The organism is Tropicibacter sp. Alg240-R139 (assembly GCF_900537075.1).
Taxonomy (GTDB): Bacteria; Pseudomonadota; Alphaproteobacteria; order Rhodobacterales; family Rhodobacteraceae; genus Falsiruegeria.
On sequence record NZ_UNRA01000001.1, the window covers coordinates 222,388 to 246,721 of the forward strand.

Annotated in this window: 20 protein-coding genes; 5 read left to right on the forward strand and 15 right to left on the reverse strand. The window is 59.4% G+C overall.

Annotated features, from left to right (window positions below; translation table 11 throughout):
- Nucleotides 1-25: 25 nt before the first annotated feature.
- Genes G6R15_RS01075 through ftsW form a run of 5 tightly spaced genes read right to left on the reverse strand, consistent with a single transcriptional unit; the run spans nucleotide 26 to nucleotide 4,208 of the window.
- Nucleotides 26-265, reverse strand: a complete 240-nt coding sequence (locus tag G6R15_RS01075; protein ID WP_373455998.1) for a DUF2484 family protein — start codon at nucleotides 263-265, stop codon at nucleotides 26-28.
- Nucleotides 265-531 carry a DUF2484 family protein gene (locus G6R15_RS01080; protein WP_164657934.1) on the reverse strand — a complete coding sequence of 89 codons (267 nt, stop codon included), beginning with the start codon at nucleotides 529-531 and terminating at the stop codon, nucleotides 265-267. Before G6R15_RS01080 ends, G6R15_RS01075 begins: the two co-directional genes overlap by 1 nt.
- Nucleotides 532-544: 13 nt before the next feature.
- A complete protein-coding gene (gene murC / locus G6R15_RS01085) occupies nucleotides 545-1,939 on the reverse strand; it encodes a UDP-N-acetylmuramate--L-alanine ligase (RefSeq protein ID WP_164657935.1) in 1,395 nt (464 codons plus the stop codon).
- 11 nt (nucleotides 1,940-1,950) lie between these two features.
- Nucleotides 1,951-3,045, reverse strand: coding sequence for a UDP-N-acetylglucosamine--N-acetylmuramyl-(pentapeptide) pyrophosphoryl-undecaprenol N-acetylglucosamine transferase (locus G6R15_RS01090; protein WP_164657936.1), 1,095 nt, complete (start codon nucleotides 3,043-3,045; stop codon nucleotides 1,951-1,953).
- Nucleotides 3,045-4,208: a putative lipid II flippase FtsW gene (gene ftsW, locus G6R15_RS01095; protein ID WP_164657937.1), complete on the reverse strand. Its 1,164-nt coding sequence runs from the start codon at nucleotides 4,206-4,208 to the stop codon at nucleotides 3,045-3,047. Before ftsW ends, G6R15_RS01090 begins: the two co-directional genes overlap by 1 nt.
- Nucleotides 4,209-4,339: 131 nt before the next feature.
- On the opposite strand from ftsW, the gene G6R15_RS01100 reads away from it, so the two are divergent.
- Entirely contained in the window at nucleotides 4,340-5,521 is a 1,182-nt protein-coding gene (locus G6R15_RS01100; RefSeq protein WP_164657938.1) for an NAD(P)/FAD-dependent oxidoreductase, read from the forward strand.
- Nucleotides 5,522-5,650: 129 nt separating this feature from the next.
- Here the strand turns inward: G6R15_RS01100 and murD are convergent, their stop codons facing one another.
- From murD to mraZ, 9 genes are all read right to left on the reverse strand, one after another.
- The gene (gene murD, locus G6R15_RS01105) at nucleotides 5,651-7,045 is read right to left on the reverse strand and encodes a UDP-N-acetylmuramoyl-L-alanine--D-glutamate ligase (protein WP_164657939.1); all 1,395 of its coding nucleotides are present in this window, start codon (nucleotides 7,043-7,045) and stop codon (nucleotides 5,651-5,653) included.
- A gap of 69 nt (nucleotides 7,046-7,114) precedes the next feature.
- Nucleotides 7,115-8,935 (reverse strand): tetratricopeptide repeat protein, encoded by a 1,821-nt coding sequence (locus G6R15_RS01110; protein ID WP_164657940.1) that lies wholly within the window; start codon nucleotides 8,933-8,935, stop codon nucleotides 7,115-7,117.
- Nucleotides 8,936-9,111: 176 nt separating this feature from the next.
- Nucleotides 9,112-10,194, reverse strand: coding sequence for a phospho-N-acetylmuramoyl-pentapeptide-transferase (gene mraY / locus G6R15_RS01115; RefSeq protein WP_164657941.1), 1,083 nt, complete (start codon nucleotides 10,192-10,194; stop codon nucleotides 9,112-9,114).
- Nucleotides 10,195-10,206: 12 nt separating this feature from the next.
- Complete coding sequence (murF, locus tag G6R15_RS01120) at nucleotides 10,207-11,610, reverse strand: UDP-N-acetylmuramoyl-tripeptide--D-alanyl-D-alanine ligase (RefSeq protein ID WP_164657942.1); 1,404 nt, start codon at nucleotides 11,608-11,610, stop codon at nucleotides 10,207-10,209.
- Nucleotides 11,607-13,088, reverse strand: a complete 1,482-nt coding sequence (locus tag G6R15_RS01125; RefSeq protein WP_164657943.1) for a UDP-N-acetylmuramoyl-L-alanyl-D-glutamate--2,6-diaminopimelate ligase — start codon at nucleotides 13,086-13,088, stop codon at nucleotides 11,607-11,609. The genes murF and G6R15_RS01125 overlap by 4 nt, the downstream gene beginning before the upstream one ends.
- A 19-nt stretch (nucleotides 13,089-13,107) precedes the next feature.
- The gene (locus G6R15_RS01130) at nucleotides 13,108-14,895 is read right to left on the reverse strand and encodes a penicillin-binding protein 2 (RefSeq protein ID WP_164657944.1); all 1,788 of its coding nucleotides are present in this window, start codon (nucleotides 14,893-14,895) and stop codon (nucleotides 13,108-13,110) included.
- Nucleotides 14,892-15,242: a cell division protein FtsL gene (locus G6R15_RS01135; RefSeq protein ID WP_164657945.1), complete on the reverse strand. Its 351-nt coding sequence runs from the start codon at nucleotides 15,240-15,242 to the stop codon at nucleotides 14,892-14,894. The genes G6R15_RS01130 and G6R15_RS01135 overlap by 4 nt, the downstream gene beginning before the upstream one ends.
- Nucleotides 15,239-16,231 carry a 16S rRNA (cytosine(1402)-N(4))-methyltransferase RsmH gene (rsmH, locus tag G6R15_RS01140; protein ID WP_164659225.1) on the reverse strand — a complete coding sequence of 331 codons (993 nt, stop codon included), beginning with the start codon at nucleotides 16,229-16,231 and terminating at the stop codon, nucleotides 15,239-15,241. The genes G6R15_RS01135 and rsmH overlap by 4 nt, the downstream gene beginning before the upstream one ends.
- A gap of 4 nt (nucleotides 16,232-16,235) precedes the next feature.
- Nucleotides 16,236-16,703, reverse strand: coding sequence for a division/cell wall cluster transcriptional repressor MraZ (mraZ, locus tag G6R15_RS01145; RefSeq protein ID WP_240336636.1), 468 nt, complete (start codon nucleotides 16,701-16,703; stop codon nucleotides 16,236-16,238).
- A gap of 988 nt (nucleotides 16,704-17,691) precedes the next feature.
- On the opposite strand from mraZ, the gene G6R15_RS01150 reads away from it, so the two are divergent.
- Together G6R15_RS01150 and G6R15_RS01155 are read left to right on the forward strand one after the other, a co-directional pair.
- A complete protein-coding gene (locus G6R15_RS01150) occupies nucleotides 17,692-17,916 on the forward strand; it encodes a DUF1127 domain-containing protein (protein ID WP_164657947.1) in 225 nt (74 codons plus the stop codon).
- 484 nt (nucleotides 17,917-18,400) lie between these two features.
- A complete protein-coding gene (locus G6R15_RS01155; RefSeq protein ID WP_164657948.1) occupies nucleotides 18,401-18,691 on the forward strand; it encodes a DUF1330 domain-containing protein in 291 nt (96 codons plus the stop codon).
- On the opposite strand, the gene G6R15_RS01160 is transcribed toward G6R15_RS01155, so the two are convergent.
- Nucleotides 18,688-21,108 (reverse strand): ATP-dependent helicase, encoded by a 2,421-nt coding sequence (locus G6R15_RS01160; protein ID WP_164657950.1) that lies wholly within the window; start codon nucleotides 21,106-21,108, stop codon nucleotides 18,688-18,690. The two genes, G6R15_RS01155 and G6R15_RS01160, sit on opposite strands and share 4 nt — an antisense overlap.
- A 318-nt stretch (nucleotides 21,109-21,426) precedes the next feature.
- Here G6R15_RS01160 and G6R15_RS01165 point away from each other — a divergent pair, with 318 nt between their 5' ends.
- Nucleotides 21,427-23,070 (forward strand): diguanylate cyclase, encoded by a 1,644-nt coding sequence (locus G6R15_RS01165; protein ID WP_164659226.1) that lies wholly within the window; start codon nucleotides 21,427-21,429, stop codon nucleotides 23,068-23,070.
- A 44-nt stretch (nucleotides 23,071-23,114) separates the two neighbouring features.
- Nucleotides 23,115-24,272: an alpha-hydroxy acid oxidase gene (locus G6R15_RS01170; RefSeq protein ID WP_164657952.1), complete on the forward strand. Its 1,158-nt coding sequence runs from the start codon at nucleotides 23,115-23,117 to the stop codon at nucleotides 24,270-24,272.
- The last annotated feature ends 62 nt before the right edge of the window (nucleotides 24,273-24,334 follow it).

The window sequence follows — 24,334 nt, forward strand, 5'->3', positions numbered from 1 at the left end:
CAACACGATCAAAAACATTCTCGGTTCAGCTCTTACCTCTCACCCAACGACCCAGATAGATCACCGGCCAGCGCAGCACGGACATGCCGCCCAGCAACACGATCAGCCCGACCCAAGGGCCGTTTTCATAGGTGACATAGCCCAACAGCGGGATGCCGATGGCGATCAAAACATAAGCGTTGCGCCAATGGTTGTCCTTGCTCGGTGTCATCGCCAGCACATTGGTGATGATGGCCCAAATGCAAACCAGTGCGATCGACAGCATCAGTCCCGTTCCTTGATCAATTCATCCACATCTCCGCCCGTCCATTTGCGCCAGAAATAGCGCAGCGGATTGCGGAACATCGAAATGAAGGCAACAGCCGCAGCAACACCGGCCACCCAGCCAAACTCACGCCCCAGTAAGTAGATCAGAACCGGTGCCGCTAGCATCAGGGCCACCCCCGGCACGTATTGATGCCGCAGCGGCAACATCGCAACACCTGTGGCGGCCAGCACCCAAAGAGCTGAAACTGCAATCAACAACGTCATGTCGCCAGTCCTCTTATCCCAGACGCGCAGGCAACCCATTGGCCCAGGCACTGATCGTACCCGCACCAAGACAAACCACCATGTCGCCAGGGCGCGCCTGTTCGCGTACCAGGCGCTCCAGATCATCCTCGTTCAACAACGCGCGGGCATGACGATGGCCGTGACGGATCAACCCCTCGACCAACGCGTCGCGGTCGGCTCCCTCAACGGGCTCTTCACCGGCGGCAAATACTTCGGCAATGGCGACGACGTCGGCCTCGTTGAAACAGGCGCAGAAATCATCAAACAAGCTGTGCAGGCGCGAATATCGATGCGGCTGATGCACGGCGATCACCCGCCCCTCACTCGCCTGACGTGCGGCTTTCAGCACGGCGGCAATTTCGACCGGGTGATGGCCGTAATCGTCGATGATGGTCACGCCATTCACCTCTCCCACCTTGGTAAAGCGCCGGTTGACGCCGCCAAAGTTTGCGAGTGCCTCGCGGATCTCATCCGCCTTCATGCCCAGATGACGCGCCACCGCGATGGCCGACAACGCGTTCGACACGTTGTGGTCCCCAGGCATCGGCAGGGTGCAGCCTTCGATCACCATGTCCTCGTGCTGCAAATGCACGTCAAAATGCGCCACGCCCCCTTTGTAGGTCAGGTTCACGGCCCGCACATCGGCCTGCGCGTTGAACCCATAGGTGCGCACACGTCGGTCGGTGATCCGGCCCACCAGCGCCTGAACCTCGGTGTGATCGGTGCAGCAGACGGCCAGCCCGTAGAATGGCAGGTTCGAGACGAACTCGTAAAACCCATCACGCAGCGTGTCGAAATCACCCCAATGCTCCATATGCTCGGGGTCGATGTTGGTAACGATGGCAATTGTCGCTGGCAAACGATTGAACGAACCGTCCGACTCGTCCGCCTCGACCACCATCCATTCGCCCTGACCCATGCGCGCGTTGCTGCCATAGGCGTGAATGATACCGCCATTGATCACAGTCGGATCAAACTCGCCCGCCACCATCAGTTCGGCCATCATCGTGGTTGTCGTCGTCTTGCCGTGTGTTCCCGCAATCGCGATGTTGGACTTCAACCGCATCAGCTCGGCCAGCATATCGGCGCGACGCACCACGGGCAGGCCCTGGGCCCGTGCCCCATCCAGCTCAGGGTTGCCTGGCTTGATCGCGGTGGACACCACCACGACAGCGGCACCATCAAGGTTCTCGGCGCTCTGACCAACAAAGATGTGCGCGCCCAGCTCGGCCAGCCGGTCGGTGATTTTAGACGCTTTCAGATCAGACCCTTGCACGCGGTAGCCAAGATTCAACAACACCTCGGCGATGCCCGACATGCCAATCCCCCCGATGCCAACGAAATGGATCGGTCCAACATCAGTGGGGAGCTTGGTTGCAGGGGTCATTCAGTATCCTTTCAGGCCGCGCCTTGGGCCAGATCTTCGACAAGGGCCACCAGACGCTCGGTCGCATCCGGGACACCGACGCTCAGCGCAGCATTGGCCATCTGTTGCGCTGCAGCCGGGTTGGTAAGAACCGCCGCCATCTGCTCTGCCAACACCGCAGAGTCAAGGCGGCTTTCGGGGATCATGATCGCACCGCCCGCGTCTACTAGTCCGCGCGCGTTGGCAGTCTGGTGATCACCGGTTGCAGCGGCATAGGGGATCAGGATCGACGGGCGGCCAATGACCGAGATGTCGGCTACGCTCGATGCGCCTGCGCGGCTGATCACCAACTGCGCCTCGGACATGCGGCTGGGAACGTCGTGAAAAAAGGGCTGCACATCGGCGCTAATGCCATGTTCTGCATAAAACTGCGTGACACGCTCGCCATCTTCGTCGCGCGCCTGATGGGCCACGCGCACATATTGGCGCAAGCCCTCGGGCAGCATCGCAATGGCAGCAGGCACCACATCCGACAGAATGCGCGCACCCTGCGAGCCGCCCATAACCAGCACCAACATCGGGTAATCACCGGGTGAGATATAGCCCGCCCCGGCCCGCTCCAGCACAGCTGCGCGCACCGGGTTGCCCACGTGACCGGCCTCGACGCCCTCGGGCACCTCGGTCGGCCAAGTGCCGCAGGCTATACCCGCGACCCGTTTGGCAAACAGCTGATTGACCCGCCCCAGAACGCCATTTTGTTCATGGATCATGCGCGGCAGCTTCAACAGCGTCGCCGCCCCAAGCGCCGGGATCGACGGATACCCGCCAAAACCCACCACCACATCCGGCGTGTCGCGCTTCATCTGCCAGGCCATACCAGCGATACCCGCAGCAATCTTTGGCGCGACCAAAGCCTTGGCCAGCACACCGCCCCGTGCAAATGTCGCGCTGGAAGCCTCGACAATCTCGGTCGTATGCGGAAATCCACCCGTGTAGCGCGCACCGCGCGCATCCGTTGACAGGCGCACCCGCCAGCCCTTTTTCAACATCGCTTCGGCCAGCGCCTGCGCAGGGAACATATGTCCCCCAGTGCCGCCCGCCGCAATCAGCAGATAGTTTTGCGTCATCATCCCCGTCCGCGCAAAATGTCCCCAAATTCACCTTGCGGACGTGTGCGCGTAAACGCCAGCAGCATCCCCAAGGCAATCCCGCCGGCAATCAGCGACGACCCACCGTAGCTGACAAAGGGCAAGGTCATACCTTTGGCGGGCAGCAGTCGCACCGCCACACCCATGTTGATCATCGCCTGAACGCCGAACATGCAGGCCAGACCGGTGCCCGCCAGGCGGATGAACGGATCGCGTTCGCGCATCAGACGCAGAAGCGAACGCACAACGATCGAGGCATAGAGCAAGATGATGATCAGAACCAGGATGAGGCCGTATTCCTCGGCCGCCACAGCGATAATGAAATCGGTATGCGCATCCGGCAGCGACCATTTCACCTGCCCCTCGCCCACGCCAACACCGAACAAACCGCCCTCGCGGATCGCGTTGGTCGCATACCCCAGCTGAGTTGTGGGGTCCACGTCAGGGTTTAGAAACCCGTCAATCCGGCGGGCAAAGTGTTCAGAACTGGAATAAGCCACCATGCCGCCCAGGACCACAAAACCAGCCATGGCAACCAGCAGAAGCATTGGCGCACCCGCCACAAAATACATCACGCCCCAACCAAAGAGCACTAGGCAAGCCTGACCAAAGTCGGGCTGCATCACCAGCATCGCCACAATCGCCATGCACAGCGCAAAGGACCACAACCGACCCGGAGGACCGTTGATCTCTTGGCTGGCGGCAAACAGCCATGCAGCCACCACAACAAAGCCGGGCTTGAGAAATTCGGATGGCTGGAACGAGGCAAAGCCCAAGCTATACCACCGCACCGCGCCTTTGCCGAAATCGGTGCCAAAGACCGGCAGTAATGCCAGCGCCACAAAGGCACAGAGAAAGCCCAAAACAGCCAACCGTCGTACCAGAATGGGCGACATCATCGACGTCAACAGCATGGCCACCAACGCGGCACCGCCAAATATCGCCTGCCGTTCGACATAATGGAACGGATCAAACCCGTTGCGCGCCGCCAGGGGCGGCGACGCGGCCAATCCCAAAAGCAAGCCGACCCCAAACAGGATCAACACACAGGACATCGACCACTTGTCGAGCGTCCGCCACCATTTCGGAAGAATTGGTTCGCCACCCTGCGCGGGCACGGCTCCATACACCATCTCAGTCATGAGATTACCGCCACTGATCTGCCTCGTTGATGTCCCTTTTCGGGATCTGACGCCGACTCTACAGGCAAAAAGGGAATCAGGCCAGCCTCTTCCTCTTGCCATTGGCGGCAATCCGCGCCACGGGGTGGGTCATGGAGTTCGACACAATCATATTGGGGGCTGGCGCGGCTGGCATGATGTGCGCCACCCACGCAGGCGGGCGCACCTTGGTGGTGGATCACGCAAAAAACCCGGGCGAGAAAATCCGCATCTCGGGCGGCGGGCGGTGCAATTTCACCAACATGTACGCTGAGCCGGGAAATTTCCTGTCGCAGAACCCGCATTTCTGCAAATCCGCGCTGGCGCGCTATACCCAGTGGGATTTCATCGAATTGGTCGGGCGTCACGGCATCGCCTGGCACGAAAAAACGCTCGGCCAGCTGTTCTGCGATGGCTCTGCCAAACAGATCATTGCCATGCTGGTGCAAGAGATGGAGCGCGCAGGCGCTACCCTATGGCTGCAAACCTCGCTGGCAGAGCTGACCAAAACCGAAAGCGGCTACCACCTGACCCTCGACAGGGACGGCAAACGGGTCTCGGCCTCCTGCCGCAATCTGGTGCTGGCCACCGGCGGCAAGTCAATCCCCAAGATGGGTGCCACGGGACTCGCTTATGACATCGCGCGCCAGTTCGACTTGCCCGTGACCGAAACCCGCCCTGCGCTGGTCCCCTTCACTTTCCCCGAAGGCCGCTTCAAACCACTGGCCGGCGTTGCCACGCCCACACGCCTCAGCAACGCACGCGCCAGTTTTGACGAGGCGCTGTTGTTCACGCACCGTGGGCTGAGCGGCCCGGCGGTCCTGCAACTGTCGTCCTATTGGCGCGAAGGCGAAGAGATCCACGTCAACCTGGACCCTGACGGCACTCTTTTCGACGCTCTGCGCAACCAACGCCAACAATCAGGCCGCAAGGCGCTGACGACAGAATTGTCAAACCACCTGCCGACACGCCTGGTTGAGGTATTGAAGATCGACATCCCCATGGGTGGCAATCTGGCGGATCAATCCGACGCCAAGTTGCAAACACTGTGCGCCGCCCTTTCGGACTGGCGCCTAACCCCGTCCGGCACCGAAGGCTACCGCACCGCCGAAGTCACCTTGGGCGGCATCGACACGGCGGCCCTATCTTCCCGGACAATGGAAGTCACATCAGTCCCCGGCCTCTACGTGATCGGCGAAGCGGTCGACGTCACCGGCTGGCTCGGTGGGTTCAACTTCCAATGGGCTTGGTCTTCGGGTCACGCGGCGGGAACCGCCATCCGCGCAAGCCTGTAAGATTTCAAGCGAGGCTCTGCCTCGCGCTCCGGGATATTTGAAGCAAGAAGAAGCAAGCTCCCCTTTTTTCTTGCTTCAAATATCCCGGGGGAGTCGCCAAAGGCGACGGGGGCAGCGCCCCCTCCTACGTCACAACCGAGCGCGCACCTCGCGCACAAAATCCTCGCCGCGCTGCTCGAAATTGTCGTATTGATCAAAACTCGCCGCCGCAGGCGCCAGCAGCACTGTCTCGCCCTCCTGCATCTCGGCCATTGCCCGTTCCACCGCCGTGGCCATCGTGGTACACACCTCGGCCTCGACGTCCAGTTGCATGGCAAATCCGGCCGCCTCGCGCCCGATGACATATGCCTTGACCACGCCACCAGTTGCACTGTTCAGCGCCGACAGCCCGCCCTCTTTCTCTAGTCCCCCACAGATCCAGCGGATCTTCTTGAACGCGCTCAGCGCTTTCACAGCCGCATCCACATTGGTGGCTTTGCTGTCGTTCACGAATGTCACACCCCGCGCCTCGGCCACGATCTGACTGCGGTGCGGCAGGCCCGGATAGCTCTGCAACGCGGCCTCGATCACCCGCGGCGCCAGCCCCAGCGACCGGCACGCCGCATAAGCCGCACAGGCATTCTGATGATTGTGTGCCCCTGGCAAACCCTTGATCGGGCGCAGGTCAATCGACCCGGCCTGCCGCCCCTTGCGGTACTCGCTCAGGAACCCCTTGCGGGCAAAGACATGCCACCCCGGCCCGCTCAGCTTTTGCGCCACAGACACCCGGATCACCCGATCATCTGCTGGTCCTTCGGACAGTTGGCCTGCCAGAAACAGCCCCTCGGGCTCATCAATCCCCACCACCGCGCGATCCGGCCCGCCCTCAGAGAACAGCCGCCGCTTGGCCGCGAAATAGCCGCCCATCCCGCCATGGCGATCCAGATGATCGGGGCTGAGGTTGGTGAACACCGCCACATCCGGCGTCAGCGAGCGCGCCAGTTCCGTCTGATAGCTCGACAATTCCAGCACCACGACCGAGCCATTTTCGGCCGGCTCAATATCCAGCACCCCGCGCCCGATGTTGCCCGCCAATTGTGAGGGGCGCCCGGCCTCGGTCAAGATGTGATGGATCAACGCCGCCGTGGTGGATTTCCCGTTCGACCCTGTGACCGCAATCACGCGCGGCAAGGTTTCGAAATGGTGCCAGGTGCTGTCTGCAAAGGACCGAAAGAACAGCCCGATGTCATTGTCCACCGGCACGCCCGCCTCCAACGCGGCGCGCACCACCGGGTTCGGCGCAGGGTACAGATGCGGAATGCCGGGGCTAACGATCAGAGAGGCCACGCCTTCAAAATCCCCCGCCCGGCGCAACTCAACGCACTCAAACCCCTCGGCCTCAGCCGCCTCTCTCGCGGCCGGATTGTCGTCCCAACAGAGCACTTCCGCCCCGCCCGCCAGCAAACTGCGCGCCGCTGACAGCCCCGAGCGGCCCAGCCCCAGAACAGCCACCTTTTGACCCTTGCACCCTTTGACCGGGATCATCTCACGCGCTCCTTACCGTCTTGCCTTAGAGCTACCCTGTACCGAGCGCGGACGAGATTGCAAGCGGGGCTAGTCGGGCTTTTTCTCCAGAAAGGCTTCCAGGTTTTTGCGCACTGTCTGTGTGTTTGGATGATCCAGCCCCAAGGCCGCCTCCAAAACGTCCAGCGCCGCGCGATAGAGCGGCTCAGCCTCCCTGTACCTGTCTGTCGTCTTCAGCAATCCCGCAAGGTTGTTGAGATCGATTGCAAAGTCGGGGTGCCCTTCCCCCAGCACCCGTCGGTCAATCTCCAAAGCTTCGCGGAAAAGCGGCTCCGCTTCATCATACCGACCCGTTGCCGCCAGCAAACCCGCAAGGTTGTTGAGGCGGGTCGCATAGTGGGGATGCCCCTCTCCCAGCGTCTTGCGACCAATCTCCAGCGCACCTCGATACAGCAGCTCGGCCTCGCCAAACCGGCTCGTCGTCTCCAGCAATCCCGCGAGGTTGTTGAGCCAGGTCGCATAGTCGGGATGTCTCTCGCCAAGCGTCTTGCGACCAATCTCCAGCGCCTCACGAAAGAGCGGCTCGGCCTCCTCGTACCGGCCTGTCGATTCCAGCAATCCCGCAAGATTGTTAAGGCCGGTCGCGTAGTCGGGATGCGTCTCACCAATCGTCTTGCGGCCAATCTCCAGCGCCTCGCGATGAAGCGACTCGGCTTCGTCGTACCGGCCAATCGTCTCCAGAAATCCCGCGAGGTTGTTGAGGCGGATCGCATAGTCGGGATGCTTCTCGCCAATCGTCTTGCGACTAGTCTCCAGCGCCTCGCGGTACAGCGGCTCGGCCTCGCCGTACCGACCCGTCGCTCTCAGCAGTGCAGCAAGATTGTTGAGGATGGTCGCATAGTCGGGATGCCCCTCCCCCAACGTTTTACGACCAATCTCCAACGCCTCGCGATAAATCGGTTCGGCCTCGCCATACCGGCCCGTCGTCCGTAGCAAACTCGCAAGGTTGTTGAGGCGGATCGCATAGTCGGGGTGCCTCTCACCAATCGTCTTGCGGCCAATCTCCAGCGCCTCGCGGCAAAGCGGCTCGACCTCTTCGTACTGGCCCGTTGCATTTAGTGTGAGCGCATGTTCGTTCAACGCAATGGCCAAATGCTCTTCGGTCTCTTCAGACCGTGCGAAGCCGATTAACTCTTCACCTAAACGCAACGCATTGTTGTAATCTCCGGACCGCCACAGAAATTCGCGCGCCTTGAGCAAAGCATCAAATGTCGGGTCCAGCCGGGCGGCGCGCGCATAGTGCTCCGCCGCATCTCGCCAACGCACTTCCTCCTCGGCGATCTCTCCCCGACCAAAGGCAGCGCGGGCCGCTTCCTGTACTTCCAACTCGCGACTGGCCTCGACCTCGGCAAAGATGTCATCCGCCACAGAAAAGTCGCCGCGCTCCAACGCGGCGCGCGCCTCGGCGATCCGCTCGCCCCCGATGCTGTTGCCTGACCTCTCTAGCAACCGCTCCAAATCAGCGATCCGCTTTTGGGCCTCGGCCAAGGCCGGTTCCGGGTTAGCGATCTGGCTTTCCAGTTCGGCAATCCGCGCGCGCAGCAGGGCGGCCTCACCCGGCGCGGTCTGTGCCAGTTCCAACTCCAACTCGGCCTTCATCTCGCGCCGGATGCGGATGAATTCAGCGGTGGTCAGCTTGGTCTCGGACAAAGGTTGTGGTGCCGGCTCGGGTTGGGTCAACGGAACCTTCTTCGACAGTCGGCTGAGCACGAACCATCCAAAGGCACAAATCATTCCAACCAAGGTGAGCAGGGCAGCCGCCGCAGCAGCAATGGCCGTGACCCGGTTCTGGTGGTCCTCGACGCCGAACCACGTCCAGATCTCTACGCCGAACTCATAAAGCCAATCCAACCGCTCACACTCTCTCCTGCCCGTGAAGGGCACCCTATCAGGTCGCGGAAAAGTTGAAAGTTGGACTTCGCGGCGGCAGACGCACGCTGCGCTGCCGCAGTGTACGGGGGGTGCACACTTAGTGCACGCATATCACACCCCCGTCAGACGCCATTCCTGCTGCGCTGCGGCGCGCCTTAGCGGACCTTCAGCGTGGCCAATCCGATCATCGCCAGGATCAGCGAGATGATCCAGAAGCGGATGACGATGGTGGGCTCGGCCCAGCCCTTTTTCTCGTAATGGTGATGGATCGGGGCCATCAGAAAAACCCGCTTGCCGGTGCGTTTGAAATAGAGCACCTGGATGATCACACTTAAGGCTTCAACCACAAACAAACCGCCGACGATGGCCAAAACGAGCTCGTGTTTGGTGGCAACCGCTATGGCCCCCAAAGCGCCACCCAAGGCCAGCGAACCGGTGTCGCCCATGAAGACCGCCGCCGGAGGGGCATTGTACCACAGGAAGCCCAGACCACCACCAAACAGCGCGGCGGTAAAGATCAGGATCTCACCGGTTCCGGGCACATAATGCACGTCCAGATATTCGGTAAAGTCGACCCGTCCCACCGCATAAGCAATCACGCCCAGGGTCGAGGCCGCGATCATTGCCGGCATGATCGCCAGCCCGTCCAGACCATCGGTCAGATTGACCGCATTGGCCGCGCCAACGATGACGCAGATCGAGAAGGGAACGTAGAAAAGTCCCAAGTTTATAAGGGTATCCTTGAACACCGGCAGGGCCAATTGGTACTGCAACGCCTCGGGGTGATTGTAGCTTGCCCAGACGGATGCGATGACGGCGATTATGATACCCAAGGCCAGCCGCAACTTGCCCGGAACTCCATTGGTATTTTGTTTGGACACCTTCGCGTAATCGTCAGCAAAGCCAATGGCCGCAAAGGACAGCGTTACGAATAAAACCAACCAGACAAAGGGATTGTCGAGCCGTGCCCACAACAGCGTCGAGGACACCAATGCACCCACAATCAGCAGACCGCCCATGGTCGGCGTTCCCGCCTTCTGGAAATGCCCCTCGGGTCCATCATCGCGGATCGGTTGACCCTTGCCCTGCTTGCGACGCAAGACGTTGATCAGTGGACGCCCGAACAGAAAGCCGAACAGCAAAGCCGTCATAAAGGCCCCGCCCGCGCGGAAAGTGATGTAGCGGAAGAGGTTCCAGATGTCCCCTCCGTCCGACAGCGCGGTCAACCAATATAGCATCTGCTCTTGTCCCTACTCGTCCGTGTTTTCTTGCGATCCGGCCCCTTGGCCCATTTCACGCAGCCCGTCAACAACCCGCGCCAATCCCATGCTTAATGAGCCCTTGGCAAGCACGATATCGCCGGTTTGGATCAGATCCGGCAGCATTTCAGCCATTTGGGCGCTGGTTTCAGTCCACTTGCCTCGCTTTTCTTCAGGCAAAGCAGCGTACAGGGCTTTCATCAACGGGCCGACGCAATGGATTTGCTGGATGGAATTTATGGCGTTCAGATCGGCCAACCCTATGTGCAACTCTTCGGCCTGCGGTCCCAGCTCTTTCATGTCTCCGATAAAGGCCAAACGACGCGGACCCTTTACGGTGGCCAAAACAGCCAAGGCCGCAGCCATCGAGGTTGGATTGGCGTTGTAACTATCATCAAGCAGCTCGAGCGTGCCGTTGGGTATGGCCAATGTTTCACGAACGCCACGCCCCTTGAAGGGCGCCCAGCTGGCCAGGCTTTTGACCGCCTCTTGTAGGTCAGCCCCCATGGCCTGCGTTACGGCCAAAGCCCCTAATCCGTTCATCGCGAAATGCGCGCCAGCGGACTGAATTTCAAAGTTTATCTCTTGTTCATTGATCAGCGCACAAGACGTGGTCAGGTCCCCGTCAAGCTCGACGCTCAGCAAATGATAGTCCTGAGCGTTGGTGCCGAAGGATAGAATTTTGGCGTTAACTTCGGCCGCCGCATCATGCAAAATCTGCGCGTCATCGATGTCGGCATTCACAACTGCCACACCGTCCGGCTCAAGCCCTTCAAAGATTGCAGCTTTTTCGCGCGCAATCGCCGTAACGCTGTCAAACGCCTCCAGATGCGCGGCAGCAACAGTGGTGACCATCGCCACATGCGGGCGTGCCTGTTTGGCCAATGGAGCGATTTCGCCGGGATGGTTCATGCCGATCTCGATCACCGCGTATTCGGTGTCGCGCGGCATCCGCGCCAGGGTCAACGGGACACCCCAATGGTTGTTGTAGCTGGCAACGCTGGCGTGGGTCATACCCTGATCGCCCAGCATCGCGGACAACATTTCCTTGGTCGAGGTTTTACCGACCGAACCCGTGACAGCCACAACGCGCGCGCGCGCCCGGGCACGGGCTGCGCGGCCCAAATCCTCTAGCGCGGCTTGCACGTCATCGACGAGCAACAGCGGAGCATTGCCCGGCAGACCGGTGGGAATGTGCGAAACCAATGCAGCGCCCGCCCCCTTCTCCAGCGCTTGCCCCACAAACTCATGACCGTCTCGCGCGGCTTGCAGCGCAACAAACAGATCACCGAGTTCAATGGTGCGGGTGTCGATCGAAACACCGTTCACCGACCAATCGCCAATTGCGCGCCCATTGGTGGCCGCTGCAGCCTCGGTTGCGGTCCAAAGCGTCATGCCAACCCCCCGTCCAATGCAGCCACGGCGATGCTGGCCTGTTCCACGTCATCAAAAGGCAGCACCTGATCGCCTACGATTTGTCCCGTTTCGTGCCCCTTGCCGCAAATCAGCAAAGAGTCTCCGGGTTGCAAGGCATCAACCCCGCGCAGGATCGCCTCGGCCCGGTCGCCCACTTCGGTCGCCTCTGGCGCGCCACCCATCACAGCCGCCCGGATGGCGGCCGGGTCTTCGCTGCGAGGGTTGTCGTCGGTCACGAATACGATGTCGGCATTTTCCGCTGCCGCCTGCCCCATCAGGGGGCGCTTGCCCGCGTCCCGGTCACCGCCCGCGCCAACGATGGCGATAAGGCGACCCATCACATGGGGGCGCAAAGCCTTCAGTGCAGTCGAAACCGCGTCGGGTGTATGAGAGTAATCGACAAAGACAGATGCGCCATTGGAGCGTGTTGCCGCCAGCTGCATCCGCCCGCGCACGGTGGTCAGGTGGGCCAATGTGTCGAACACACGCTCGGGCTCATCACCGCTGGCAATCACCAGCCCGCAGGCAAGCAGGATGTTTTCGGCCTGAAACCCGCCGATCAGGTTGAGCCGTGTCTGAAAGGATTTGCCGCGCCAGGAAAACCGCAGGTCCTGGCCCGTGGCATCAAAGCGTTGGTTCAACAAGCTCAAGTCGCAATTGCCCCGACCCACCGACAATACCTCCTGCCCACGTGCCGCTGCAATAGCTCGCATCTCGGCGCCTTTGGGATCGTCCATATTGATCACCGCCGTTCCGTCCTGCGGCAGAACACGGCGAAACAGACCCGCCTTGGCGGCAAAATAGGCCTCGAATGTGTCGTGATAGTCTAGGTGGTCCTGAGTAAAGTTCGAAAAACCCGCCGCCGCCAGATGCACGCCGTCCAGGCGACGCTGTTCGAGACCATGAGAAGAAGCCTCCATCGCGGCGTGGGTTACGCCGTTGTCCACCGCCTCGGCCAACGTGCGATGCAAGGTAATTGGCTCGGGTGTGGTGTGGGCAAGCGGCGCAGTCCACGCGCCTTCGACGCCAGTGGTGCCCAAATTGATGGCTGCATGATCCAACTCGGTCCAGATCTGACGAACAAAGGTTGAAACGGAAGTCTTCCCATTGGTCCCCGTGACCGCGATCATCGTCTTGGGTTGCTTGCCGAACCAGAGCGCTGCCGCCCCAGCCAAAGCTTGTCGGGGATCTTCGGCAATCACCACCGCCGTGTCCGATTGTGCCAATTCATCTGCCGCGATCTCGGCCCCTTTGGCGTCGGTCAGGATTGCCTTGGCCCCCATGCGCAGAGCGTAAGTGATAAACTCACCCCCATGCACCTGCGTGCCGGGCATTGCGCCAAACAGAAAGCCGGGTTTGACCTCGCGACTATCGACGGCCACGCCAGTGATTTCGGGGTCCAGACCACCGCGCGCGGTCAGGGCCAGCTGGCTGAGTTTCTTTGCCGGTGTGCCCATGACGCCCCTGCTCAATTGGTTAATTCGAGGTCAGCGTTATACCAGCGGTTTCGCCGGGCTCAACCTCTGGCCGTAACCCCAACAACGGCGCGATGCGTCCAATCATCTCGGCCGCTACAGGAACAGCTGTCCAGCCAGCGGTGCGGCGCTTTTTGCCGTAGGCCAGGATCGAGGGTTCATCGAGCGTCACCACCAGCACATATTTCGGGTCATGTGCCGGGAACAGCGTGGCAAATGTGGCGATCACTTTGTCTTCATAATACCCGCCACGCGGCTTGGGCTTGTCTGCGGTGCCAGTCTTGCCACCGACCGCATAGCCCGGAACCTCGCCAAAGCTGGCAGTGCCGCTGGTCACGACCTTGCGCAACATCTTGCGCGCCTGACGTGCAGCCGTCGGCGACATCACGCGCGGGCCGTATTGTGGACCCTTCTGGCGCAGAATCGTCGGGCTGACGTAGTGACCGCCATTGGCAATCGCGGCATAACCCGCTGCCAGATGCATCGGGCTGGTCGACAACCCGTGACCGTAAGAGATGGTGACCGTGCTCAGCTCGCCCCATTGCTTGGGAAAAAGCGGCTGACCACCCTGGGCCTCGACAATCTCGAACGGGGTCGGGTCGAACATGCCCAAAGAGTTCAGAAAGTCCTGTTGCCGCTTGGAACCGATTTGCATCGCCAACCGACCGGTGCCCCGGTTCGAACTTTTGACGATGATGTCAGCGACGCTCAGTTTGCCGTAATTCTTGTTGCGGAATTCACCAATGGGAAAGCCGCCAATCCGCATCGGGCCGGACGTGTCGATGACAGTTTCCGAATTCACCAACCCAAGATCAACGGCCTGTGCAGCCGTGAAGATCTTATAAACCGAACCCAACTCATAGACTCCTTGCACCGCACGGTTAAAAAGCGGGCTGTCCGATGGATCAAAACCGCTGGTTGGCGGTCGAGGGCGGTCGTTGGGATCAAACGCGGGCAGCGAGGCCACGGAAATCACTTCGCCTGTGTGCACATTCATCAAAACCGAAGACGCGCCTTTGGCGTTCATGATCTTCATGCCGCCCAGCAGGACACGCTCGGCGGCCGCCTGCACGGTCAAATCCAGCGAGAGTTTCAGCGGCTTGGCACCATTGGCCGGGTCACGCAGGTAGCCATCGAACTGCTTTTCCACACCTGCAACACCGATCACCTCGGCGGCGTTCACGCCCTCTTTGCCAAACCCTGCACCGCCCAATACGTGCGCGGCCAGCATTCCGTTGGGGTAGAGTCGCATTTCGCGCGGGCCAAACAGCAGACCGGGATCACCAATGTCATGCACCGCCTGCTTCTGCTCAGGCGAGATCCGCTTCTTGATCCAGATGAACTTGCGCTTACCGGTGAAGTCCTTGATCAGGCGCTCTTTATCCAAATCCGGGAACACCTGCGCCAACCCTGCGGCAGCCGCAACCGGATCAACCATCAGCGGCGGCTGAGCATAAAGCGAATGGGTTTCAAAGTTCGTTGCCAGAATGCGCCCTTCGCGGTCAACAATGTCGGCGCGTTGGGTTGCGATGTTGGCGCCTTGGGCACTGGCCAGCGGCTCTTGCGCCTCGGATGTGGCCAAAAGCCCCATTCGCGCGCCCACGACCGAGAAGGCGCAGAAGAAGAATACACCAAGCACCAAAAGCCGTCCCTCGGCCCGTGCGCGGGCGCGATCCTGCATCTCTTCGTGGCGTTGGCGGATGTTTTCACGTTCAATGACGTCGGGGTTCTCGCCCTTGCTGCGGGCCTCCAGAATGCGAGCCAGCGGGCGCAAAGGGATACGGCTCATGGAAATTGCTCCCCATTGAGAGTCGAGACATCAACGGCATTGGTGATGGGCGGCAAAGGTGCCGGGGGATAGGCGACCTCGTCCACGCGACCGAATTGGTCGGGGCGCAGGGGCAAAAGACCCATTCGGTCAAAGTTCAGATCGGCCAGCTCGCGCAGACGATCGGGACGGTTCAGATAAGCCCATTCGGCGCGCAAGACACTCAGGCGCACCTGTGCCGCACCAATCTCGCGCTGCAAGCCCTGCGTAACTTTCAGAACCTGTTGCGTCCTGTAATTTTCTTGGTAGGCCCAGAGGGCAAGACCAAACACAGCCAAAGCGGTCAGCACATAGATCACGCTTTTCATCGGTTCCCCGCTTTCAACATCGGCATGCCAATGCTCTTTCCATCCACCGCACCGGCCGGGGCATCAGTGCGAATGCCGACACGCAGCTTGGCAGAACGCGAACGGGGGTTTTCTTCCAGCTCTTGTTCGTCCGGACCTATGGCCTTGCGCGTCTTGAGCGTGAATTGCGGGGCATCCTGCGCGATCTCGGGCGCATAGCGGTTGGCTCGTCCTGACTTGCCTGCGCGGGCCTGCAAGAACCGTTTGACCATACGATCTTCGACGGAATGAAAGGTGACAACAGCCAATAGTCCACCGGGCTTCAAAGCCCGTTCAGCGGCCATGAGACCGCGAAACAGCTCGCCGTATTCATCGTTCACCGCAATCCGCAACGCCTGAAAGCTGCGGGTCGCGGGGTGCGATTGCCCGGGCTTGGGACGCGGCAGGCAAGATTCGACGATCTTGGCCAGCTCCAAGGTCGTTGTAATTGCGCTCTCGGCGCGCACCCGCCCGATAGCCTTGGCGATCCGGCGGCTGGCGCGTTCTTCGCCGTAGTGAAACAAGATGTCGGCAAGATCTTCTTCGCTGGCCTCGTTCACCAGATCAGCAGCCGAAGGACCGTCCTGGGACATGCGCATGTCCAAAGGGCCGTCTTTCATGAAGGAAAAGCCACGCTCGGCCAGGTCCAGTTGCATCGACGAAACACCCAGGTCCAGAACAACGCCGTCCAGATCGCTGGCATATTCATCCATGCGCGAGAACACTCCGGCCTGCATCACCAGACGGTCACCATGTTCACCGGCCCAATCGGCGGCCATTTCAAACGCCAGCGGGTCACGATCAACACCAATGACGGTATCGGCCCCGGCGGCCAGCAAGCCACGGGTATAGCCCCCAGCCCCGAACGTGCCGTCCAGCCATCGCCCCGTGACCGGAGCCACAGCAGCAAGCAAAGGACGCAACAATACAGGGATGTGTGGGTCTTCGTCGGGGCGGGCCTCAGCAGCCATGCCGTTACGCGCCCCCTGCGCCATCAAGGTAGGCCATCGGATCAAAGTCGCCCGGCAATTCGTCCAACCACTCTTCGGCGGCGGCCAGTTCTTCGGTCTCGTAAGTCTCGGGCTTCCATATCTGGAAGGTGTCACCAGCGGCGATAAAGAATGCCTCTTTGTCCAGGTCGATTTTCTTGCGCAACTTAGCCGGAAGCACCAAGCGGCCGGTCTCATCAACTGCGGTTGGGAAAGATTGACCGTGGAACATACGCTGAAGCATCTTACGCTCCATTGAACCGCGCGGAAGAGCATCAATCTTGGCGTCGACCTCGTCGATCGCCTCCATCGTGTAACATTCCAGGAATTTGCGGCGGTGGTCGCCATATACAATGACAAGCTCAGGCTGATCGCCGGACTGCCAGTTCGGGTCGCCAGCCTCTAGAACACGGCGAAACGAGGCAGGAATCGACACCCTGCCCTTCGTATCCACCTTATTCTGGCTTTCGCCTCTGAACCTGCGCGCCAAAACGACTGTCCCTTTCGCTATGCGCCAACTTTTTCGCCCCCAGAAATTAGAAACGGCGGGTTGATCTGCTGCCACTGATCAACCCGCCGCCTGATCCCGCTGTGCGGGGATGTCCGACTGCGCGCGCCACCTGGGGGGATGTCTGCTCGCTCGCGCGCCGGATCTCTTGGTTCTGATGAAAGCGAAGCGCCTGTATGAAACCTGCTTATTATTGGTTTGGGGTCGTTTGCTGCCCCTGCTGTCCCGTTCTCATCCGATGAACAAGGGATGCCATGGGAATTCATGGAAATCAATAGGAAATTTTGGAGAGATTCGCGAAACTGAGTAATGTGACGCACGGAGTCAACCCATTAATCGTCGACCTCCCCACTGTATATAGACATCACCCCACAGAAGGGGTCTATATATTGACAAAATGTGCTACCCAGACGAACTCCCATCGTTTCCCAAAAAATTTCACTAATGGTGGGAATTCCGAGCTGAGATCCACAAAATCGACGCAATTTGATCATGATCACTCACAGTATGAGTCACAGTCATGACGTCTCGAACACAAGATCCCATGGTTTCCCACATACCTCACCGCCCCACTCATAGACTCTCAACGTCAAGCAAGGCTTTCAGCGATAGGTTCGCAAGATATCGAGTCGATTTCCCGGCGCGCCTGAACGCATTTTTCAAGGGGCAGAATGGCGTCACGCTGCGTCAGAAATAGCCAGTTGATCATTTGTGACAGGAATCTTCCCGCTGAAGGAATGCATCGAGCGCATTAAAACCCTAACAAAACAAGCCAGTTCCGCGAAGCTAGTGATTTCACGGGACAATCCATGCAAATGCTGCATAGCGGCATTGATGCTGTGAGCTATTGTGCAACTGCAGCATTTCCTTATCTTCAATCTCAAGCAAACGCCGCATCGACGCGGCACTGACGAGACGACGATAGGTTAAGAACATGGCTGTCACTAGCGACTACACCGCCGCCAAAGGCGCAACATTCTCCGGCTTCTCCTCGCTGATCGAGGCCGCAAAAACCCGCTACATCCGCAACCGGATGTACCGCCGCACTGTAAACGAGCTGAGCGCTTTGTCGGAGCACGAGTTGGCCGATCTGGGCCTACACCGCTCGATGATCAAGCGCATCGCGCAGCAGACATCGGCGGAATACGCCGCACGTTAAGCGGCACAAGATACTGAATTCAGGTCTCTTCTCCTCCTCCCTGAGGCCTGAGTGTTAGCGGCGACATCTTCCTCCTCCCTGATGTTGCCGCACCAAATACCGGCCCTGATGATGCCGGATGCTGATACACCGGGTCTCTCCTCCTCCCTGACCCTGGTGTTGCAAGCGAGCGGTGATGCCCTCCTCCTCCCTGGCGTCACCGCGACCTCATACCGGCCTTGGATGCCGGAACGCGGGTACATCCGGGTCTCTCCTCCTCCCTGACCCTGGATGTAGATAGCGAGCGGCGGCTTCCTCCTCCTCCCTGAAGCCGCCGCGACCTCATACCGGGCTCGAACCCGGGTTCGAATACATCGGGGCTCTCCTCCTCCCTGTCTCGATGTTGTCATGAACGGCGGTTCCCCTCCTCCCTGGGAACCGCCGTTTTTTGGTCTTTGGGGATAGAAATGATACTCTGGTGGCAACCGCAGCCAGGGAGACAAAGATGTCGGCATTTTTCTTTGCACAGTTGAACATTCACGATCCCGACGGGTACCAAGAGTACCTCAAGGGGTTCATGCCGATCTTTGAACGGCACAACGGCCGCTTGCTTACGGTTTCAACCAAAACCGTCGATTGTGTCGAAGGGGACTGGCCCGAGGGCGGTGTCGTGTTGATGGAGTTTCCGGACCTGGAAGCTGCCTATGCGTGGAAAAACGACCCCGAATACGTCGAGCTCGCGCGCATCCGGCAAACCACGGCTTCAACCAACGCAATCATCGTGGACGGGCTTTAGAACGGAACGTCGTCGTTGGTGGACAGAAACTTGGCGACAACCTTTTTGGTGCCAGCCTTCTCGAACTCGATCTCAAGCTTGTCGCCCTCGATCCCGATCACTGCGCCATAGCCGAATTTCTGATGGAACACGCGCTCGCCAAGCGTAAAGCTGGACACCGCGTTCAAATCGATCACCGTGTTTCGACTCTCTTTGGGTTGCGAAAGGCCGCGTTGCCCTTGACGCGCCTGCAACCGCTTCCAGCCGGGTGAGTTGTAAACATTCGCCTCGGCCGCTCGGGTTTCGATCCCCTGCGAGCTGACACCGCCTGCGCCACCACCGTAAAGACCGGATGGCGTCAGGACATCGACGTGATCTTCGGGCAGCTCATCAACAAAGCGGGACGGCATGGAGTTCTGCCATTGTCCAAACACCCGCCGATTGGCGGCAAAAGAAATCGTGCACAGCTCTTCGGCGCGAGTGATGCCCACATAGGCCAGGCGGCGCTCCTCTTCGAGGCCTTTGAGACCGGTTTCGTCCATCGAGCGTTGTGAAGGGAACAGACCATCCTCCCACCCCGGCAGAAAGACAGCAGGGAATTCCAGTCCCTTGGCCGCATGCAGGGTCATGATCGACACTTTGGCCCCATCCGATTCCTGCTCGTTGTCCATCACCAGGCTGACATGCTCTAGGAACCCTTGCAGGTTTTCGAAGTTATCCAGCTGGCTCACCAATTCTTTGAGGTTTTCCAACCGTCCGGGCGCTTCTGGCGTTTTGGTGTTCTGCCACATGGTGGTGTAGCCGGATTCGTCCAGGATGATCTGCGCCAATTCAATGTGGCCGACTTCGGGTTGACCGAATGCCAATTGTGGCTCTGACCCGTCGTCGATCACCTCATCTTCGTTAACCTCAAGCACAGGTCCGCGCGTCATCGCGCGCCAGCGGGTCAGATCCTCGGCCAGTTTGCGCAGGGCCCCGGCGCCTTTGCCCTTGATCAGCCCTTGATCCAACGCGATCCGCGCACCATCGACCAGCGACACGCCGTTTGATCGCGCCGCGATCTGAATCGTCTGCTGCGCCTTGTCACCCAAGCCGCGCTTTGGCGTGTTGACGATGCGCTCAAACGCCAGATCATCGTCGGGTGATACCACCAACCGGAAATAGGCCATGGCATCACGGATCTCCAACCGCTCATAAAATCGTGGCCCGCCGATCACCTTGTACGGCAGGCCGATGGTCAGAAACCGATCCTCAAACGCACGCATCTGGTGCGAGGCGCGCACGAGAATCGCAATGTCATCCAGGCTGAAGGGACGCATCCCCCGAGTGCCGCTTTGCATGGCATCAATCTCTTCGCCGATCCATCGGGCTTCTTCCTCGCCATCCCAATGGCCGATCAGGCGAACCTTTTCGCCCTCATCCGCCTCGGTCCACAGCTCCTTGCCCAGACGATCCGCGTTGCCGCGAATGACGTTGGACGCTGCTGCCAGGATATGCGGGGTCGAGCGGTAATTCTGTTCCAGCCGCACCACATGGGCGCCCGGAAAGTCCTTTTCGAACCGCAGGATATTGCCCACCTCGGCCCCGCGCCAGCCATAGATCGACTGGTCATCATCGCCCACACAGCAAATGTTCCTGTGCTTTCCAGCCAAAAGGCGCAGCCAAAGATACTGTGCTACGTTAGTATCCTGATACTCGTCCACCATGATGAAGCGGAACCAACGCTGGTATTGCTCTAGCACATCAGGGTGTGCCTGAAAAATCGTGACGACATGCAAAAGGAGATCGCCAAAGTCGACCGCGTTCAGTTCTTTCAGCCGGGTCTGATACTGCGCGTAAAGGGCGATGCCTTTGTCGTTATAGGCCCCAGCATCAGCGGCGGGCACCTTGTTCGGGGTCAGCGCGCGGTTCTTCCAACCATCAATCACATTCAACAGCAGCCGCGCAGGCCAGCGTTTGTCATCAATACCTGCGGCCTTTATCAATTGCTTGATCAGACGCAGCTGATCATCGGTATCCAGAATGGTAAAATTCGATTTCAGCCCCGCAAGCTCGGCATGACGGCGCAACAGCTTGACACAGATCGAATGGAACGTGCCCAGCCAGGGCATCCCCTCGGCCGGTTGCCCCAACATCCGCCCCACCCGGTTCTTCATCTCGCGCGCAGCCTTGTTGGTAAAGGTCACGGCCAGGATTTCGTTCGGGCGGGCTTTGTGGGTGTTGAGCAGATGCACGATGCGCGTCGTCAGAGCCTTTGTCTTACCGGTGCCTGCGCCGGCCAGCATCAGCACTGGACCATCCAAAATTTCGACGGCTTCGCGCTGCGCCGGGTTGAGGTCATCCAGATACGGCATCGGCCGCGCCGCCATCGCGCGCGCTGAGAGGGAAGGTTGCTGTGCGGCACCTTCAAAGGCGTCCATTTCGTCGAAACTGCTCATGTCTGCAAAGTAATTCGGAATTCACCAGAGGGAAAGGGTTTGTTCACGACATGTTCGCAATTTCAGGGCAATTTTTCCCAAATTCGCACGAACCCGTGTTACTAGGTGAGCGCTCCGCCCCTCTTTCGTTAACCCGATATCAATCTCTGTTTCACATTTTCTCAAGTGGAAATACGGGAGCGCGGAACTAAGACCACGGAATACAAGGCTTCGGCGGCGCAACGGCTGAAGTGGGCGGGCGCAGCCATTTTCCTGGTGGGGCTGGTCGTCGCGGCAGGATGGGGCGTTTACACCTTACCCACGCCGATCGTAGATGGCATGCTTGAAGCGGACATCCGAAAACAGTCCGAGATGTGGAAACGTCGTGTGCTCATGCACATGGAAGACGCCGAGATCACGTTTCAAACCGGAATCATGGGCGCCCATGATCAGGAGTTCCTGGAACTCATGCCCGAAGCCTCGGATGTGTACCGATTCAAACTGTTTCATGCCGATGGCACTGTCTTTTGGTCAACGCGCCCCTCCGACATCGGTTCGGTGAACACAAACCCGTACTTCGCGACCAACGTCACAAATGGTGAAATTTACTACAAGCACGAAAAGAAACCTGCATCCGAAATTGATGATCTTGTACTGCACTCTGCGCAGCTGGACACGAGCATGCCCCACCATGTGGCCGAGATATATACGCCAGTTATGCGCAACAGCTCTTTCCTGGGTGCCATTGAATTTTATACGGACATCACTGAATTGCGCGAAATCTTTATCATGCGCGTTCGGGTGTTGCTCGGGGTATTGTACGGGGTCGCCCTGACAGCAATGGTGATCGTGTCGCTGGTGATTTATCGCAGCAATCGGCGACAGCTCAATTCGTTGCGTACGCGCTCTCAATACGAACGCGACTTGATGGACGAACAGCTGCGCCTGGCGCGCGAAGTGCGACTGTTGGGGGAATTGAACGAATGGCTCCAATCTAGTCGATCCCTGGACGAACTTTTCGACATGGTCGCCAGATTCATGACACATATCCTGCCGGACGCTGAGGGCAGCGTTTACGTCTATTCCAATTCGCGCGATGTGCTGGACGGTAGTGCCAGCTGGAATGGCGGCGCGCACAAGGATCACATTCACCCTGATGGGTGTTGGGGCCTGCGTCGCGGGCGCACGTATGAATATGGCGCGACGGAGGTGGACTTTGTCTGCGAACACGCCGAGCCGCATGATGGCCGCGCCTACTTCTGCTTCCCGATTCTGGCGCATGGCGAGACGGTCGGCCTCATGCACCTTCGAGCCCAACACGGCTGTGAAGAACAGTTTGCCCAAAACAAAAAACTTGCCCAGATGTGCGCCGAGCAGATCAGCATGGCTATTGCCAATGTTCGGATGCGCGATCAACTGCATGACCAATCCGTGCGCGATCCGCTGACGGGTCTGTTCAATCGCCGTCACATGACCGATCAGCTTCGCAAGCTCATTTCGCGCAGCCAGGCCAGCGGCACGCCGGTCAGTCTGATTGCTGTGGACGTGGATCACTTCAAGAAATTCAACGACAACCATGGCCACGATGCGGGTGATATGGTGCTGCGCGCAGTGGGATCGGTGTTGCAGCAATCCTGTGACGGAGATGAAATCGCCTGCCGGATGGGTGGTGAGGAATTCACTATCATACTGCCAGACAACAGCCCATCCGAAGTACAGGACCGCGCCGAAAAACTGCGCAAAGCAGTCGAGGATATCGCCGTACGCTATGGAGAAAAGACACTGCCACGCATCACGATTTCGCTTGGAATTGCGCATTACCCGACACATGGCACCATGCCGCAGGATTTGATGCGGGCAGCGGACGATGCGCTTTATGACGCCAAGGCCCGAGGTCGCAACCAAGTGCGCGTCGCGGCCCTGCCGCATCAGGCCGAGAATCCCAATGAACCAACCGAACATCATCCGATCGCCGCTGAGTAAAGCCCGGCACTTGCAGAATCGACTCCAGCGTCCGATCAATCCGCATGGATTTACACAGCACCTTTCCCGGCGTCATGGACTTGAAATGGCGGGCAAAACGCAGGATTCCCAAATTTGTATGGGACTATCTGGACAGCGGCACAGGAGTCGAAGCGACTAAGGCACGTAACCGAAAAGCGCTTGACCGGATAGGATTTGACCCGTCGATCCTGCACGGCGCCATCGAAACGAACCTGTCGACCAGTCTACTGGGTCAGGAATTCCCCGCGCCATTTGGCGCCGCGCCAATCGGGATGTCCGGCTTGATCTGGCCCGGGGCTGAGGCACTACTGGCGCGCGCTGCCGCCCAAGCTGGAATCCCTTATTCACTGTCAACCGTCGCCAGCCGCAGCCCCGAAGAAATAGCGCCTAGTCTTGGTCCGCATGCGTGGTTTCAGCTCTATCCGCCCAAAGACCCTGAAATCCGGCAGGACGTTCTGAACAGGGCCCGCGAGGCCGGGTTTTCTACTTTGGTGCTAACCGTGGACGTCCCGGTTGCGTCTCGTCGAGAACGTCAGACCCGGTCGGGGCTGACACAGCCGCCCAAGCTGACGCCACGCCTGCTGGCTCAAATCGCGATGCGTCCGGCCTGGGCGTTTGAAATGACCCAAGAGATTGCCAGGGAAGGCATGCCAAGAATGCGGACTTTGGACAAGTACGTGCCCAAGCAGCTGAACCTCCCCCCCACTGCGCATATTGGCTATCTGCTGCGCACCTCGCCTGACATGGACTATGTCAAATGGTTACGCGATCAATGGGATGGCCCGTTCATCATCAAGGGCGTGATGCGCGCGCAGGATAGCGAACTGCTGGAGCGCGCAGGTGTTGATGCCCTTTGGGTGTCGAACCACGCGGGTCGCCAATTCGACGGAGCCCCATCTTCGATCGAGGTCTTGCCTGCGATCCGGGCCGCGACTCGTCTGCCGCTGATCTTTGACAGCGGTGTCGAAAGCGGATTGGACATCTTGCGCGCTATCGCATCCGGGGCCGATTTCGTTATGATGGGACGTGCATTTCAATTTGCGTTGGCCGCGCTCGGCCCCCAGGGACCTGCGCATTTGATTGACGTGCTAAAACAAGACATGATCGCCAACATGGGCCAGATTGGAGCGGCGTCACTCGCCGAGCTGCCACCGATCCGGACACTATCGGATCTAGATTGATCAAATCCCAATCACTGCACTGCAGAAAAACGGCGTTTGCGAGCGATAACATGCCGGTTCTA

Coding starts and splice junctions, on each gene's coding strand:
- G6R15_RS01100 (WP_164657938.1), top strand. CDS start 4,340: ATGGAGTTCGACACAATCATATTGGGGGCTGGCGCGGCTGGCATGATG.
- G6R15_RS01130 (WP_164657944.1), bottom strand. CDS start 14,895: ATGAGCCGTATCCCTTTGCGCCCGCTGGCTCGCATTCTGGAGGCCCGC.
- G6R15_RS01090 (WP_164657936.1), bottom strand. CDS start 3,045: ATGACGCAAAACTATCTGCTGATTGCGGCGGGCGGCACTGGGGGACAT.
- G6R15_RS01165 (WP_164659226.1), top strand. CDS start 21,427: ATGCTTGAAGCGGACATCCGAAAACAGTCCGAGATGTGGAAACGTCGT.
- G6R15_RS01080 (WP_164657934.1), bottom strand. CDS start 531: ATGACGTTGTTGATTGCAGTTTCAGCTCTTTGGGTGCTGGCCGCCACA.
- G6R15_RS01125 (WP_164657943.1), bottom strand. CDS start 13,088: ATGGGCACACCGGCAAAGAAACTCAGCCAGCTGGCCCTGACCGCGCGC.
- G6R15_RS01075 (WP_373455998.1), bottom strand. CDS start 265: ATGCTGTCGATCGCACTGGTTTGCATTTGGGCCATCATCACCAATGTG.
- G6R15_RS01150 (WP_164657947.1), top strand. CDS start 17,692: ATGGCTGTCACTAGCGACTACACCGCCGCCAAAGGCGCAACATTCTCC.
- murC (WP_164657935.1), bottom strand. CDS start 1,939: ATGACCCCTGCAACCAAGCTCCCCACTGATGTTGGACCGATCCATTTC.
- murD (WP_164657939.1), bottom strand. CDS start 7,045: ATGATCCCGGTCAAAGGGTGCAAGGGTCAAAAGGTGGCTGTTCTGGGG.
- G6R15_RS01155 (WP_164657948.1), top strand. CDS start 18,401: ATGTCGGCATTTTTCTTTGCACAGTTGAACATTCACGATCCCGACGGG.
- rsmH (WP_164659225.1), bottom strand. CDS start 16,231: ATGGCTGCTGAGGCCCGCCCCGACGAAGACCCACACATCCCTGTATTG.
- G6R15_RS01170 (WP_164657952.1), top strand. CDS start 23,115: ATGGATTTACACAGCACCTTTCCCGGCGTCATGGACTTGAAATGGCGG.
- ftsW (WP_164657937.1), bottom strand. CDS start 4,208: ATGACTGAGATGGTGTATGGAGCCGTGCCCGCGCAGGGTGGCGAACCA.
- mraY (WP_164657941.1), bottom strand. CDS start 10,194: ATGCTATATTGGTTGACCGCGCTGTCGGACGGAGGGGACATCTGGAAC.
- G6R15_RS01135 (WP_164657945.1), bottom strand. CDS start 15,242: ATGAAAAGCGTGATCTATGTGCTGACCGCTTTGGCTGTGTTTGGTCTT.
- G6R15_RS01160 (WP_164657950.1), bottom strand. CDS start 21,108: ATGAGCAGTTTCGACGAAATGGACGCCTTTGAAGGTGCCGCACAGCAA.
- murF (WP_164657942.1), bottom strand. CDS start 11,610: ATGACGCTTTGGACCGCAACCGAGGCTGCAGCGGCCACCAATGGGCGC.